This is a genomic window from Streptomyces sp. NPDC090798 (assembly GCF_044768965.1).
GTDB lineage: Bacteria > Actinomycetota > Actinomycetes > Streptomycetales > Streptomycetaceae > Streptomyces.
Window position 1 is genome coordinate 539165 of sequence record NZ_JBIVXA010000001.1, and the last position, 14645, is coordinate 553809.

Consider the following 14645-nt stretch of genomic DNA (forward strand, 5'->3'; position numbering starts at 1 on the left):
CGTTAGTCTGGATGGTCACCCCTGTCAGTACCTCCCAGCTCACGAAGGTTCGCGAGATGCCTGCCGAAGCCGCTGTATCGGTGTTTCCACAGCTCGAAGCTCTGCTCCCGCATGTGCAGAAGCCGATCCAGTACGTCGGCGGAGAGCTCAACTCCACGGTCAAGCCCTGGGAGACCTGCGACGTCCGCTGGGCGCTGATGTACCCGGACGCGTACGAGGTCGGACTGCCCAACCAGGGCGTCATGATCCTCTACGAGGTACTGAACGAGCGTGAGGGCGTCCTCGCCGAGCGCACGTACAGCGTCTGGCCGGACCTGGAGGAGCTGATGCGTGAGCACCGGGTCCCCCAGTTCACGGTGGACAGCCACCGCCCGGTGAAGGCCTTCGACGTCTTCGGACTGTCCTTCTCCACGGAGCTGGGCTACACGAACATGCTGACGGCGCTGGACCTGGCCGGGATCCCCCTGGAGTCCAAGGACCGCACCCTCGACGACCCGATCGTGCTGGCCGGCGGCCACGCGGCCTTCAACCCCGAGCCGATCGCCGACTTCATCGACGCGGCGATCATCGGCGACGGCGAGCAGGCCGTGCTCGACATGACCGAGATCATCCGGGCCTGGAAGGCGGAGGGCCGCCCGGGCGGCCGTGAGGAGGTCCTCTTCCGCCTGGCGAAGACGGGCAACGTCTACATCCCGGCGTTCTACGACGTCGAGTACCTCGCCGACGGCCGGATCGCCCGTGTCGTGCCCAACAAGTCGGGCGTCCCGTGGCGCGTGTCCAAGCACACGGTCATGGACCTCGACGAGTGGCCGTACCCCAAGCAGCCGCTGGTCCCCCTGGCCGAGACGGTCCACGAGCGGATGTCGGTGGAGATCTTCCGCGGTTGTACGCGCGGCTGCCGCTTCTGCCAGGCGGGCATGATCACCCGTCCGGTGCGCGAGCGCTCGATCACGGGCATCGGCGAGATGGTGGAGAAGGGCCTGAAGGCGACGGGCTTCGAGGAGGTCGGCCTCCTGTCCCTCTCCTCCGCCGACCACTCGGAGATCGGCGACATCGCCAAGGGTCTGGCCGACCGCTACGAGGAGGACAAGATCGGTCTGTCCCTCCCCTCGACGCGTGTGGACGCCTTCAACGTCGACCTGGCGAACGAGCTGACGAGGAACGGCCGTCGCTCCGGTCTGACCTTCGCGCCGGAGGGCGGCTCCGAGCGCATGCGCAAGGTCATCAACAAGATGGTCTCGGAGGAGGACCTCATCCGGACCGTCTCCACGGCGTACGGCAACGGCTGGCGCCAGGTGAAGCTGTACTTCATGTGCGGCCTGCCGACGGAGACGGACGAGGACGTCCTGCAGATCGCCGACATGGCGATGAACGTGATCGCCGAGGGCCGCAAGGTCTCCGGCCAGAACGACATCCGCTGCACGGTGTCCATCGGCGGCTTCGTCCCCAAGCCCCACACCCCCTTCCAGTGGGCGCCCCAGCTGTCCGCCGAGGAGACGGACGCCCGCCTGGAGAAGCTCCGCGACAAGATCCGCGGCGACAAGAAGTACGGCCGGTCCATCGGCTTCCGCTACCACGACGGCAAGCCCGGCATCGTCGAGGGCCTGCTCTCCCGCGGTGACCGCCGCATCGGCGCCGTCATCCGCGCGGTCTACGAGGACGGCGGCCGCTTCGACGGCTGGCGCGAGCACTTCTCGTACGACCGCTGGATGGCCTGCGCCGAGAAGACCCTCCCCGCCTTCGGCGTGGACGTCGACTGGTACACCACCCGCGAGAAGACCTACGAGGAGGTCCTCCCCTGGGACCACCTCGACTCCGGCCTCGACAAGGACTGGCTCTGGGAGGACTGGCAGGACGCCCTCGACGAGACGGAGGTCGAGGACTGCCGCTGGACCCCGTGCTTCGACTGTGGCGTCTGCCCGCAGATGGACACCAGCATCCAGATCGGCCCGACCGGCAAGAAGCTTCTGCCGCTGACGGTCAAGAACGCTGGCCCGGCGCCGGCATCGAGCGGTCACTCTCACTGACGCTGGGCACTCGATCGGATGATTGGGGTGCTGGCGGGGGCTGGCGAGGACGAGGTGACGGCTGCACTGTCCGCGGCGGACGCCTCGGCTCCTCGCCCGTCGGCGCCGTCAGTGCCCCTTCGGACGCCGCTTTCGGGCCCTGAGGCATCGCTACACATCGCCTCTGAGGTGGAGTGGGTATGAGGTCCGTATCGGCTTGTGCGTGACTGTGTGTCGTGAGCCCCCTTTCTCACCGGGAAGGGGGCTCGTTGACGTCTGGCGGCACGTGAGTTCGTGGGCTTTGACGCTGCGGAGTGCCCCGCCGGGGTGGCCGGCCCGCCGAGACAGCGATCCGATGAGGTGACAGTCGGATCGGTGGGCAAAATCCCAGGGCTTACGCTCCCGGGCATGACCAAGTTCTACGCCACTGTGTGTCTGCCGCCGACCGCGCCCCGGAAGGTTCCGCAGGCGGTAGCTGCCACCATGGCGCCCTATGACGCCAACCTCACCGAGGAATGGAATCCGGTCGGCCACTGGGACTGGTGGGCCATCCACTCCAGCCCGGGCAATGCCTACCTCGTGTTGCCTCCGCACGACGGCGACCGCAGGCTCGTCACGGCCTCAACCGTGCCGCGCAGGAAGGCCAAGCTCGATCGCCTCGGGCCGCTGGAATGCTACGGCGGGCCTCGGGGTTTGCTGGACTTCGACGGTATGCGGGAACGAGCGGCGCGCACGCATGACGCCCTGCTCTCCGCTTGGACGGAGCTGACGGCGATACACCCGCCGGCCCGCCCGCTCGCCGACTTCCTCGCTCGCCACGAGGCCGATTCTGAGAGGTACTCCCCGGCAGACGCCAGGAAGGAGCATCTGGCCCAGCCGCTGGTGCAGGACGTGGCCCAGAGGGCCGTCGCGGGAGACCCGCACTTTGATACGTCGTTCCTGCTCAACGACCCAGTCGCGTACTTCGCGCAGGAACATGAGGAAGCCCGGCTGTGGTCGGTCCGGTGCGCCGTGCCCGGCTTCGCCTTGGTCACCCTTGACGGCTCGTGGATGGACGCGGACACAGACGGCTACTGGGAACAAGCCAACCGTTACCTCGACGGCCTCGACGCCGAGGCCATCGTCCTTGACCTGCTCTGTCACTCTTGAGTAGGCAGCAACTTGCAGGTCAAGTGGGCTGGTGTGCGAACCGCGAAGTCGCCCGCTGACCTGACCGACGATCTTCACGAGAGTCGTCCGCCCGTGACCAGCCCGAGTATCCCGAAGCCGACGCACACCAGCCCACTTGACCTGCGGCTTTCACGATGAACACCACTCATTGCTGCCCCGGCACATCGCCCGGGCAGCAATGAGGTCGGTCGAAAGGCCGACTTACCGCTAGTCGGTGAACTGAGGGTCCTTCTTCTGGTTGTAGATCTCCGCGCCGGATGCGTTGTAGGCATGCACGTAGGGGCTGGGGCCCACATAGTGCGGGCCGGGGGCGTTGGTGGAGAGAGCCGCCGCGTAGACGAACGCGCCGCCTGCCATGACCGCCGGGTACTGCTTCGGGTTGTCGCCGTAGCTGATGGTGATCTTGGCAATGTCGGAGGTGTAGTGCCCGGCGCCCAGCATGAGGTACTGCCCCTTGCCGGCGGGCTCGCGGTTGGAGTCGAAGTACTCGATCATGTGACCGGTGCCCCACAGGCGATTGTTGATGAATGTGGGCGGGGAGTCCTGGCTGTTGCCCTTGTCGCCCTTTGACTCGCATTGCACGTACTGATCGGCTGAGTCGACGGCGATGACCACGCCGTCCCCGTCCTGCGAGGCGATGGGTGCGCGGACCGCGACCACCGCGTGGAATCGCGATGCATCCGAGCCCAGGCAGGAGGCCAGGATCTTGGCGACGGTCCCGGCGTCGATCGGCGTCGTCCTCCCGCTGGTGATGGAGAATGCGCCCGGGGCGGAACTCGCGCTAGCCGAGGACGACGCGGAGCCGGCTCCGGCCGACGTGGAGCCGTGCGTTGTGCCCGGACTCGGTGACGCGGCGGTGTTCGTCGGGTTTCCGGCGGGGTCGGCGAGAAGCGGCTTGGCATCCCCTATCCCGCTGAAGACGGCCACGGCCGCGACGCTCATCGCCGCAACGCCGGTGGCGACGCCCAGCGGCACTCCCCACCTGCGTCGCAGCGAAGCACGGTTGTTCTCTGGGCCGATCTTCATCAGCAACTCCTCTCGGGTCCGCCGGTGGTTCGGCAGATCACGATCGGAAGGAGCCGCAGGAATGCCCTGCGTGTGATTCATCGTGCGACCTCTTCCGCATTGACGGGATTCTTCGAACTGAATGACGCCGGAGCCTCAGCTCCGCCAACGAGGTCGCCCCCCAGCCTCCGCCGCGCCCGGTGCAGTCTGGACTTCACGGTTCCGACCGCCACCCCCAGCGTTGCCGCAGCCGCCTGCTGATCCAGGCCCGACCACACGCAGAGCTCGACGACATCGCGTTCGTGGCGCGGCAGCCGAGCCAACGCCCGGTGGATTTCCGACATGCGACGCTCGTCGTCGACCAGGCCGGCGACACGGTCCGCGTGGTCGCCCACCGGCTCGTCATGCGAGACGAGCCGGCGCAGCAACGCCTCGGCCCGCCTCAGCCGCCGCCTGGTGTTCGACAGCAGGCGGTCGGCGATGCCCAGCAGCCACGGCAAGGCCGAGTCGCGGTCCAGCACCGTCTCCGCTCGCCGACGCCAGGCGTGCAAGAACACGGTCGACGTGAGGTCTTCAGCTTCGGACCAGTCGGCCGTGCGCCGGAACAGGTGGTTGTAGACGGTCTTCCCATGACGGTCGAACAACCGACCGAACGCCTCCCGGTCGCCGTCGACGGCCCTCGCCCACAGCTCTCGGTCAGATGTCCCTCCGACCGGTACGGCGGGACCAGCATCGTTCAGTTCCATGCTCTATACGTGTCCGGCAACCGGCCGGAGGTTCCCGCTGAGCCGGCTCCGCTTTGACGGACGGATCTGGCCCTGCTGTGAAGACACGTCCTCAGTCGGTATCGGGCTGCCGATGACGGGGGCCTCGCCGGTGCGACGGCCCCACTGCGTCTGCGGCACCGGGCGCGACGGGTCAGAGTCGGGGACTGCGCGGGCGAACGGAATCAGCAGCACCGCCCGCCCCGCCACCTGCGCTTTCACCGGAGCCGCCGCGACGGCGGCCTCCACCTCGATGCGGTCCTGCGCGGCCGGGCGGTGCGGCACCCGCTCGGCGATCACCAACTCCTCGCGCTCGGAGCAGACCTTGTCCACGCGCTTGCCCAACTCCTCGGCGAGCGCGTCAAGCTCGCTCCGACGGGCGGTGATCCGCTCCAGCTCCCGCACCCCGTCCCCCAGAAACCCCGCATCGTTCCGACTCGGCTACGGATCGTAGGCCGCGGCCTTGTGGCCTGCGCAGGGGAACTCCGAACCGCCCCAGCCCGCCAGACAGACGATCTCCCTGCGCTGTTGCGGAGGGGAGTGCCCCGGCGTTGGAATCAAGTGTGAGGCACTTTGGCGGCGCCGAGTCCGCCGGCCGCCCCGCTCCCGGGACGGGGTCCGGCCGGAAAGGGCTCAAGAACGACGCCCTGGGCATGTTCTCCTCGGTGGCCATGGGCCTGGCCTCCACCGGCCCGGCGTTCAGCCTTGCCGCCACGCTGGGCATCATCGTGGCCGGGGTCGGACTGCAGGCCCCGATCGTCACCATGCTGGCGTTCCTCCCGATGCTGCTGGTCGCGTGCGCCTTCCGGGAGCTGAACGCGAGCAACGCCGACTGCGGGACCACCTTCACCTGGGCCACCCGCGCCTTCGGACCGCGCACCGGCTGGATGGGCGGCTGGGGCCTCATCGTCGCCAACATCATCGTCATGGCGAGTCTCGCCGAGGTCGCCGCCGCCTACGGCTTCCGGCTGGTGGGCCTGGACGGACTGGCGGAGAGCCGGCTGTGGACCACCGTGGCGGGCATCGCCTGGATCGCCGTGCTGACCGCGATCTGCTACGTCGGCATCGAGTTCTCGGCGGCTGTCCAGCGCTGGCTGCTGTGCCTGGAAGTGGTGATGCTGATCCTGTTCGCCGTCGCCGCACTGGTCAGGGTCTACACCGACCCTCCCCCGACGGCGATCCAGGTTTCCGCCTCCTGGTTCAACCCGTTCGAGGTGCCCTCGGCAACGGCGCTGACCTCCGGCATCCTCGCGGGGGTCTTCATCTACTGGGGCTGGGACACCTCATTCGCGGTCAACGAGGAAACCGTCGACAGCACGTGCGTCCCCGGGCGCGCCGCGGTCATGTCCACCGTGCTGCTCCTGATCTTGTACGGGCTGGTGTCCACTTCGGCGCAGGCGTTCGCGGGAGTCGGCCCCTCGGGCATCGGGCTCGGCAACGCGCACAACTCGGACAATGTGTTCTCCGGACTGGGCGACGCCGTGTTCGGGAGCGACGGCACGGGGCTGCTCCTGTCGAGACTGCTGATCCTGATGGTGCTGACCTCGGCGTTGGCCTCCGCTGAGACCACCATCCTGCCGCTGGCCAGGACCGTCTTCTCCATGGCGGTCCACAAGGCCGTCCCCGCCCGGTTCGCCCGGGTCCACCGCAGGTTTCTCACCCCGACCTGGGGAACCGTCGGCATGGGCGCGGTGTCGATCGCCTTGCTGGTCCTGTTGAAGTCGTTCAGCCATAACGTCCTGGCCGACTCGATCGACTCGGTCGGTCTCGCGATCGCGTTCCAGTACGGACTGACCGGCTTCGCCTGCGTCTGGTACCACCGCAAGGTCCTCACCCGCAGTGCCAGAGACCTGGTCTTCAAGGGCGTGTTGCCGGGGCTCGGCGGGCTGATCATGCTCCTGTTGTTCCTCTACGCCGCCTTCGTCGTCTACGCGAACCCCGGATACGGCATCACCAGCGTCGACCTGCCGCTGATCGGCAGGACCGGCGGCGTCACGGTCCTGGGCCTGGGCGCCCTGCTGCTCGGTCTCCTGCTGATGCCACTGGTCACCCGTGGCCATGCCGTAGCCCTCAAACTCCAGCGGAGCCTGCTTCCGGGCCGGCTGCCGCCGCACGCCGCCGTTGACGCGGCGAGCCGCTACCTGCCTGCCGACAGCGGGTCCGGGGTGGGCGGCGACTGGTACGACGTCATCCCCCTGTCGGGCACCCGGGTCGGCCTGGTCGTCGGGGACGTGCTGGGTCACGGCCTGCGCGCCGCGGCCACCATGGGCCGCCTGCGCACGGGTGTACGCGTGCTGGCCCGGCTGGACCTGAGCCCGGACGAGCTCCTGTCCCGCCTGGACGACCTGGTCGAGCAGACCGCGCACGAGCGCGGAGCCGGCCAGGGCCCGGGCAACCTGAGGCCGCAGGCCGACGAGGCCCTGGGCGTGACCTGCCTGTACGCCGTGTACGACCCCGTCTCGGGGAAGTGCAGTCTGGCGCGGGCCGGGGAGTCGGTGCTGGTGGTCGTCGAACCGCACACGGGTGTCGTCGACCATCCGGAGCTGCCCCCCGGACCGCCGCTGGGAATCGGTGGTCTGCCCTACCAGAGCACGGATCTCGAGCTCCCACAGGGCAGTCTCGTCGCCCTCTTCACGGGCGGCCTCCTCCAGGCGGCCGACGCCCGCGACGCCGGGCTGGCGCTGCTGTCCCGGGTCCTCGCCGACCACCGAGCGTCCCTCGAAGAGCTGTGCGACCGGGCCGTGACCACCCTGCTGCCCGGGGCCGTGGACGAGGACGCGACCCTGCTCCTCGCCCGCACACGCCTGCTCGACCGGAACCAGTTCACCCAGTGGGAACTGCCCCCGGACCCGGCGGCGGTGGCCACCATCCGCACCGCCGTCGGCAAGCAGCTCCGCGACTGGGGTCTGGACGACCTGACGTTCGCCAGTGAGCTCATCGTCAGCGAACTGGTCACCAACGTCATCCGCTACGTCGGCGGCCCGATCCAGGTACGCCTGATCCGCGACCGGACCCTGATCTGCGAAGTCTCCGACACCGGCCACACCACGCCCAATCTGCGGCACGCCGCGAACGACGACGAGGGAGGCCGGGGTCTGTTCATCATCGCCCAGATGACCCACCACTGGGGCACGCGCTACACACCCACCGGCAAGACGATCTGGACCGAGCAGGACCTGCCGCCGGCGGACGGCCGATAGCACTCCCGGCCAGGCGGCAGCGCACGTGGCGACGCCCTCCGACCGCGCCGGCCTCGCGCCGGCCGCGCCGGCGTCCCATGCCCGAGTCCGACTCCACGGAAAGACGCCTGCCGTGAGCGCTGCCGGCCCGCGCCCGTCCGTACCGTTCGTCGGCACACCGAGTGGTGCGGCCCGCGACCAGCGGACACCGTCACTGAGGTGAGCCGGCCGTAACGGAAAGGACAAGATCGCGCGTGGCGTGATCGACTTGCCTACCCTGCCTGGCATGGGCGGGATCGATGTGGCCAACGGAGTTGTGGGCGCCGTACTCGGGATGCTGTGTGCGGTGCTGTTCCAGCAACCGTTGCAGGACGGCTGGTTCAGGCTGCGCACTCGCTCCACCCGCGCGGTGCGCGGCCTGCGGCAGCGGGAGGAGTCCAGTCCCGCGTGGAGGACCTTCTCCCTGGGCCCCCTGCACACGTCTGCCCTGATCGTGGAAGGCGACGGCGAGTCGTCCATACCCGCCGAAGCCGTCCATGTCCAAGTGCTCGACCCGGAGATCGAACTGCCCTCGGACATGGACGGCTGGCGGACCGAGATCGAGGGGGAGAGCGAGCGTTTGCGGGCGGAGGGGCGGACTCCGATCTGGAACGGTCCCCGTTACGCGGTCGAGTCGTTCGGCGTCTCGCGCACCGCTCTCGAAGAGCAACCCGTAGTCCACCTGAGGCTCCGCCCGACGGACTACTACACCTTTCTCGCCGCTCAGCAGCTCGACCGCCGACTGGCCGACGGGACAACCCCCCGTTCCCGCTATCTCACGCCGGACGATCCGCTGCGGGCACCCGCGTTTCTGCAGTGCAGCTTCGCCGTGAATGTGGCGGTGGTGACCGCCGACGACCTGCTGGTCGTCAGCCGGCGCAGTGACCGGGTCCGTATGGCCCCGGGTGTCTGGAACTCCTCTGTCAACGAAGGCATGTCCCGGCACATCGACTCGTCCGGCAGGAACGCCCCCGAAGTGCACGCGGTGGCCCGGCGCGGCATGCGGGAGGAGCTGTCCCTCGAGCCCCACGAGTACGCACTGGAGTTGCTTGCCTTTGTGCTGGACGTCGACAAGCGCCACTGGAGCGCCCACTTCTACGCCAGGCTGAAGGACTTGACGCGAGAAGGCCTGCAAGCACGTATGAGCCGAGGGGTCGCGGATCGGTGGGAGCATCAGACCATCGATTACGTGCCTTTCCGCCCCGCGGCAGTGGCCAAGTACATGCTGCGGGCGGATCGGATCCACCGCTGGGCCCCTCTAGCGCCCGCCCTGTTCCACCTCGCCCTGGTCCATGTCTACAGCCGCACGCCGGTCGAGAGAGCGGAGGCACAGATCATTCGGCGTATGTAGTACCCGGGGTCCTTGCAGAGAACCCCGGGCACCTCGTCCTACGTGCTGATGGCGGACTACGTAACAATGCTGGACTACGTAACAATGCCGGACTACGTACCGATGCCGGACTACTTGCTGACGGCGAAGCGCATCAGGGCGTGCTCGTCACCCTGCTTGATCTTCCCCGTCACATTGATGACCTCGAGCTTCCAGCTGCCGTCGACACGAACGGCCTTGGCCACGGCGCACCCGTTGTCCTGGGTGAGCATGCTCGGCCAGATGTCGGCGACCTGCTGAGTGGTGCCGCCGGTCGCGTCGTACACCTTGAAACTGATGTTGCGGGCCTTCTGGAAGGAACTGCCCTTCTTGAAGGCGGCGGCGATGAACACGATCGACGTGATGTTGGGCGGTATACGGGCGAACTCGACCGTCAACGTCTCGTCGTCGCCCTCCCCGCGTCCGGTCTGGTTGTCACCGCTGTGGACCAGGGAACCGTTGCCCATGGGGTCGAGCGAGTCGAGGCCTGCCAGGCGTACCGGGTCCATGCCCTGCATCGCGATGGCGATCAGGTCCAGGTCGGTGCCGGTCTTGCGGCGGAGTACGCCCATCACTCCACCGCTGCTGCCCGCGGTGGGATCCCAGGACACTCCGATGGACAGATGGGTGACTCCGTCCAGATCCGCCGGGCCGTCTTCTTTGGTGAGCGTAATCATGCGTGGATCATCCTCTTGGAGACGGGACTGCGACAGGCAAAGTGTGCACGGAGCTCCCGGTGTTCCCTCGGCAGGGGTCCCTTCATAAGCGGACAAGGGGACACATGAGGCACTGATCGCCGACTAGAGTCGTGTGATCACTGCTGGTTGTGGGGCCGGGGCGGTGCGGTGGCAGGGCGCCGAAGTTCCGGGGGAGGGCCTGTAGAGCATGAGTCGTCGCTCCAGTGGGTTGGTCGGTATCTGGGCTGAGGCACAGCGTCAGCAGCAGCGCCAGTTGGCGGCGCAGTCCAGACAGCAACGGGATCGGGAGCGACAACAGCGCGCGCTCCAGAGGGAGTTGGCACGCGGCCAGCGGGAGCAGCGGGCGGCCTACCGGCAGCAGCGGGAGGCCGAGGCGCGGCGGCGGACCGAGGAGTTGGAGGCCCGGGTCGCCTCCTTGCAGGGCTTGCTGGCCGCCGGATGCCGGGCGCCCGCGTTCCGGGCCGCCATGCTCACCCGTTCCCAGCGGGTCGAGCCCTTCGCTCCGGGGCAGCTGGCGCATCCGACGCCCATGCCCGACCCGAACCACTACCAGGCCCAGAGTGGTTGGGGGCTCGGCGCCGCCCGCCGCGCCCAGGCGCAGGCGGACGCTCGGGCCCGCTTCGAGCGCGACTGGGGGGCCGCGCAGGCGGCGGAAGCCCGTCGGCAGCAGCAACTGGCGGCCTACCAGAGGGAGTACCAGCGGCGGGCCGAGGCCCAGCAGGCGGAGGTCGGCCGGCACAACGCCGCCGTGTCCGAGATGGCGGCGGCGCTGCGCGACGGCGACCCCGACGCCACGGTGGAGTACTTCTCCGCGGCCCTGTACGCCTCCTCCGCATGGCCCGAGGACCTGCCCCGGCAGGTTTCCGCGGCCTACGACCGGGCCGCACGCCAGCTGGTGCTGAACTGGGAGCTGCCCAAGTACGACGTCGTCCCCGAGGTGAAGTCGGTGCGGTACATGCCCACCGCCGACCAGGACAAGGAGACGCCGCGGCCGGCGGCGCAGAGTCGGGCCCTGTACCGGGACGTACTGGCGCAGTGCGTTCTCCTGGTGCTGCACGCGCTCTTCGCGGCGGACGAGTCCGGGGTGCTGGAGTCGGTGGCGCTGAACGGGTTCGTGGACGACCACGATCCGGCGACCGGCAGGGAGGCCCGGATCTTCCTGGCCACCGTCATGGCTCCGCGTGCCGTCTTCGCGCGATTGCGGCTGGAGCAGGTCAACGCCGTCGACTGTCTGGTGGACGGGCTCCGGGGGCAGCTGTCGGCACGCCCCGACCAGCGTGCGGCGGTACGTCCGGGCCGGCACCCCGAGGACGTCGGCGACGGCGTCGTCACCCACGGGGGCGGCCACGGGGGTGCGCAGGGATCGGACCTGGACGGTCCGGACCTGGACGAGCCCGATCTCTACGAGATGGATCCGATCGCCTTCGAGGCGCTGGTCGCTGAGCTGTTCCGCGCGATGGGCATGCGGGCGGTGACGACCCAGCGTTCGAACGACGGCGGTGTGGACGTCGACGCGCTGGATCCGACCCCGATCCGCGGCGGCAAGATCGTCGTCCAGGTGAAGCGCTATCGCAACACCGTGCCTCCGACCGCCGTCCGGGACCTGTTCGGCACGGTCCAGGACGCGGGCGCCAACAAGGGGGTTCTCGTCACGACCTCCGGCTTCGGTCCGGGATCGCACGCCTTCGCCGACGGCAAGCCCCTGGAACTCGTGTCGGGCGGCGAACTCGTCGACCTGCTGCACCGCCACGGGCTGCGCGGGCGTCTCGGAAACGCCGGCCGCCCGGTTCCCGCTCCCCGAACGCCGGAAGCGGTGGACGAGCGGGGCGAGAGGGGCGAGCGGGACGGCGCGGACGACTGGAACAGGCTCGGCATGTTCTGGACCGGCCAGGTCGCCCTGGACGTGTGCGCGCTCGTCTGCCACGGCAACCGGGCCCTGAGCGACGACCACTTCGTCTTCTTCAACAACCCCCGGACACCCGACGGAACGGTCCGGGCGCTCGCCGCCACCGCACCGGACAAGGCGGCCATCCGGGTGTCCTTCGACGCCCTGCCGGAGCGGGCCGACCGGCTCGTGCTCGTCGCCGCGGTCGACCCGGAGGCCAATCCCGGAGCGGATCTGTCCGGCTTCACCGAGGCGGGCATCCGGCTGCTGGACCGATCCGGGACCGAGCTCGGCCGACTCGACGTGTCCGACGGCCGCGCCCACGAGACCGCGCTGGTCCTCGGGTCCTTCCGCCGTCGCGCGGGCGGCGACTGGGACTTCGTGGTCGGCGGCAAGGGATATACGGGCGGCCTGGAAGAGCTCATCAGGGAGTACGGCATCGAAGTTGACTGACACCTCGCCACTTCGCCCACCCGGCCGACCCGCGCGAAACCGTACGCGAGAGCGCCGCCCTGTGAGTCAGGTCACACAGCGACATCGTGCGGGCGCGATGAATCGGGGCGGGCGGCGCGGTCTTCCTGTTGTAAACCCGGAGCGTGACAGAGGAGATGAGTCCCGTGCGTATCGTCATCAGCGAGTTCATGAGCCTGGACGGCGTCGTGCAGGCCCCGGGCGGCCCGGACGAGGACACCGAAGGCGGCTTCGCCCACGGCGGCTGGTCGCACCCGTTCTTCGACCCGGAGGTGGTGGGCGGGTTCTTCTCCGACGCGCTGGCCAACGCCGAGGCACTGCTGTTCGGGCGCCGCACCTGGCAGTCGATGGCCGCCGCGTGGCCCGAGCGGGGCGGTGACCCGTTCGCCGACCGGATGAACGCCATTCCGAAGTACGTGGTGTCCGAGACACTGGCCGACACGGCGCTGACCTGGAACAACACCACCCGTATCGCCGGCGACAAAGCCGTCGGCCGTATCCGGGAACTGCGCGAGAGCGACGGCGGGGACCTGCTGGTGATGGGCAGCCCCACGCTCGTACGGACCCTGCTACGCGAGGGCCTGGTCGACGAGCTGCGGCTCGTGATCATGCCGGTGCTCCTCGGCGGCGGAAAGACGATCTTCCCCGACGACGGCGCGCTGCGCACGCTCGAACTGGTCTCGACGGACACCAGCGGCACGGGAGTGCACGTGTGTGTCTACCGGCCGGCCGACGCACGGTAGACCGGGAGGACGGCGCGACCGCCAGGAGTTTCGATCGGGAGCGCAACCGGCCTCAGGGGTGTGCATCCAGATGGCGCCCTGATGCGTCTACGTCGGTATGGATCTGGAAAAGTCGCCTGCTGAGCGACCCGCAGTACCGGCCGAGGGGTGCCTCACGGTCGCGATCCGCCTGCCCGTGCGGATCGTCGTCCTCGTGCTCGTCGTGCCGGTGCGCATGCTGTGGGACGCCCTGGTGGTCGGCGGAAGGTTTCTGCGGGACGCCGTGCTGCGCCCCGTGGGGCGGGTGCTCCAGTGGGTGGCGTGGGCGGTGTTCGTCTGGCCGTGGGTGACGCTGTGGCGGTACGCCGTGGTGCCGGTCGGAAAGGCGCTGGCGTGGCTCGGGTACATGCTGCTCGTCGTGCCCGCCGTGTGGATGTACGAGACGGTGCTCACGCCGGTCGGACACGCGATCGCCTGGGTGGCGCGGGGCGTCGGCGGCGGGCTCATGTGGGTCCTCCGCGGTGTCGTCGCCGGGTTCGCCTGGGTCCTTCGTGGCATCGGCGCGGTACTCGCCTGGGTGTACGCCCGGGTGCTGACCCCCGTCGGGCGGGCCGTCACCTGGCTGCTCAGGGGCCTCGGGACCGGGTTCGGGGCGGTCGCGCTCGGGGTGTACCGGGTCGTGGCCTGGCTGGTCCGCCAGCTGATCGTCGTACCGGCACTGTGGTTGTACGAGTGGGTCCTCGCCCCCGTCGGACGGGCGATCGCGTGGGCGGCGCGCGGGGTCGGATGGCTCGTACGGATGATCTTCACCGGGATCGGCGCCGCGCTCTACTGGACCCTGCGCGTGCTGCTCGTGCTGCCCGCGCTCGCCCTGTGGCGCTGGGTGCTCGTGCCGGTCGGACGGGTCCTGGCCGTCGCCGCGCGGGAGGTCGGGGACGCGCTCGGGCACGCCTGGCGGGTGGCCGGACACCTTTCGCTCGCCGTCGGCCGGTTCCTCGGACGACTCTTCCGGTGGATCTTCGTGGAGCCCGTGCGCTGGGCGTACCGCAGCGTGCTGACGCCGGTCGGACACGTCGTCCGGGACACGCTCCTGCGGCCCGCCGCCGAGGCCGCGCGCGGCGTGGGCCGCGTGACCCGGCAGGCCCTGGCCGCCGCCCGCGAGTCGGCCCGGCAGACCCGCGCCGACATCCGCCGCATGCTCTTCGGCACGCCCCGGGAGACCGAGCGGGTGCCCCTGGCGAAGGTTCCGCGGGAACCGGGAGCCGCCGGGACACGTACTCTAGGTAGCAGTACGACCGCTCTCACGAAGGACTGAACGACACTGGGCAAGCGACAGC

11 protein-coding genes are annotated in these 14645 nt (G+C 69.4%); 7 read left to right on the plus strand and 4 right to left on the minus strand.

What is annotated here, in order from left to right:
* Nucleotides 1-56 precede the first annotated feature (56 nt).
* Both ACIQTP_RS02300 and ACIQTP_RS02305 read left to right on the plus strand, forming a co-directional pair.
* Nucleotides 57-2027, plus strand: coding sequence for a TIGR03960 family B12-binding radical SAM protein (locus ACIQTP_RS02300; protein ID WP_403395398.1), 1971 nt, complete (start codon nucleotides 57-59; stop codon nucleotides 2025-2027).
* Between the two features lie 387 nt (nucleotides 2028-2414).
* Nucleotides 2415-3155, plus strand: a complete 741-nt coding sequence (locus ACIQTP_RS02305; protein ID WP_403395400.1) for a hypothetical protein — start codon at nucleotides 2415-2417, stop codon at nucleotides 3153-3155.
* A gap of 228 nt (nucleotides 3156-3383) precedes the next feature.
* Here ACIQTP_RS02305 and ACIQTP_RS02310 read toward each other — a convergent pair whose 3' ends face one another.
* The 3 genes from ACIQTP_RS02310 to ACIQTP_RS02320 form a co-directional block, all read right to left on the minus strand.
* Nucleotides 3384-4202: a hypothetical protein gene (locus tag ACIQTP_RS02310; protein ID WP_403395402.1), complete on the minus strand. Its 819-nt coding sequence runs from the start codon at nucleotides 4200-4202 to the stop codon at nucleotides 3384-3386.
* A 77-nt stretch (nucleotides 4203-4279) separates the two neighbouring features.
* Nucleotides 4280-4927 carry an RNA polymerase sigma factor gene (locus ACIQTP_RS02315; protein WP_403395404.1) on the minus strand — a complete coding sequence of 216 codons (648 nt, stop codon included), beginning with the start codon at nucleotides 4925-4927 and terminating at the stop codon, nucleotides 4280-4282.
* Nucleotides 4928-4930: 3 nt separating this feature from the next.
* Nucleotides 4931-5350 (minus strand): hypothetical protein, encoded by a 420-nt coding sequence (locus ACIQTP_RS02320; protein WP_403395406.1) that lies wholly within the window; start codon nucleotides 5348-5350, stop codon nucleotides 4931-4933.
* 158 nt (nucleotides 5351-5508) lie between these two features.
* On the opposite strand from ACIQTP_RS02320, the gene ACIQTP_RS02325 reads away from it, so the two are divergent.
* Nucleotides 5509-8145, plus strand: a complete 2637-nt coding sequence (locus ACIQTP_RS02325) for an amino acid permease (RefSeq protein WP_403395408.1) — start codon at nucleotides 5509-5511, stop codon at nucleotides 8143-8145.
* A 265-nt stretch (nucleotides 8146-8410) separates the two neighbouring features.
* Nucleotides 8411-9514 carry a hypothetical protein gene (locus tag ACIQTP_RS02330; RefSeq protein ID WP_403395409.1) on the plus strand — a complete coding sequence of 368 codons (1104 nt, stop codon included), beginning with the start codon at nucleotides 8411-8413 and terminating at the stop codon, nucleotides 9512-9514.
* Nucleotides 9515-9624: 110 nt separating this feature from the next.
* Here the strand turns inward: ACIQTP_RS02330 and ACIQTP_RS02335 are convergent, their stop codons facing one another.
* The gene (locus ACIQTP_RS02335) at nucleotides 9625-10209 is read right to left on the minus strand and encodes a TerD family protein (RefSeq protein WP_351434973.1); all 585 of its coding nucleotides are present in this window, start codon (nucleotides 10207-10209) and stop codon (nucleotides 9625-9627) included.
* Between the two features lie 208 nt (nucleotides 10210-10417).
* Between ACIQTP_RS02335 and ACIQTP_RS02340 the strand changes: the two genes are divergently transcribed.
* From ACIQTP_RS02340 to ACIQTP_RS02350, 3 genes are all read left to right on the plus strand, one after another.
* Nucleotides 10418-12568: a restriction endonuclease gene (locus ACIQTP_RS02340; protein ID WP_403395412.1), complete on the plus strand. Its 2151-nt coding sequence runs from the start codon at nucleotides 10418-10420 to the stop codon at nucleotides 12566-12568.
* A gap of 164 nt (nucleotides 12569-12732) precedes the next feature.
* The gene (locus ACIQTP_RS02345) at nucleotides 12733-13329 is read left to right on the plus strand and encodes a dihydrofolate reductase family protein (RefSeq protein ID WP_403395414.1); all 597 of its coding nucleotides are present in this window, start codon (nucleotides 12733-12735) and stop codon (nucleotides 13327-13329) included.
* Nucleotides 13330-13426: 97 nt separating this feature from the next.
* Entirely contained in the window at nucleotides 13427-14623 is a 1197-nt protein-coding gene (locus ACIQTP_RS02350; protein ID WP_403395416.1) for a hypothetical protein, read from the plus strand.
* Nucleotides 14624-14645 lie beyond the last annotated feature (22 nt).

What these genes read in the sequence shown, in the direction of transcription:
- ACIQTP_RS02340 (WP_403395412.1), top strand. Translation starts at nt 10,418, where the DNA reads ATGAGTCGTCGCTCCAGTGGGTTGGTCGGTATCTGGGCTGAGGCACAG.
- ACIQTP_RS02310 (WP_403395402.1), bottom strand. Translation starts at nt 4,202, where the DNA reads ATGAAGATCGGCCCAGAGAACAACCGTGCTTCGCTGCGACGCAGGTGG.
- ACIQTP_RS02330 (WP_403395409.1), top strand. Translation starts at nt 8,411, where the DNA reads ATGGGCGGGATCGATGTGGCCAACGGAGTTGTGGGCGCCGTACTCGGG.
- ACIQTP_RS02350 (WP_403395416.1), top strand. Translation starts at nt 13,427, where the DNA reads ATGGATCTGGAAAAGTCGCCTGCTGAGCGACCCGCAGTACCGGCCGAG.
- ACIQTP_RS02300 (WP_403395398.1), top strand. Translation starts at nt 57, where the DNA reads ATGCCTGCCGAAGCCGCTGTATCGGTGTTTCCACAGCTCGAAGCTCTG.
- ACIQTP_RS02335 (WP_351434973.1), bottom strand. Translation starts at nt 10,209, where the DNA reads ATGATTACGCTCACCAAAGAAGACGGCCCGGCGGATCTGGACGGAGTC.
- ACIQTP_RS02305 (WP_403395400.1), top strand. Translation starts at nt 2,415, where the DNA reads ATGACCAAGTTCTACGCCACTGTGTGTCTGCCGCCGACCGCGCCCCGG.
- ACIQTP_RS02315 (WP_403395404.1), bottom strand. Translation starts at nt 4,927, where the DNA reads ATGGAACTGAACGATGCTGGTCCCGCCGTACCGGTCGGAGGGACATCT.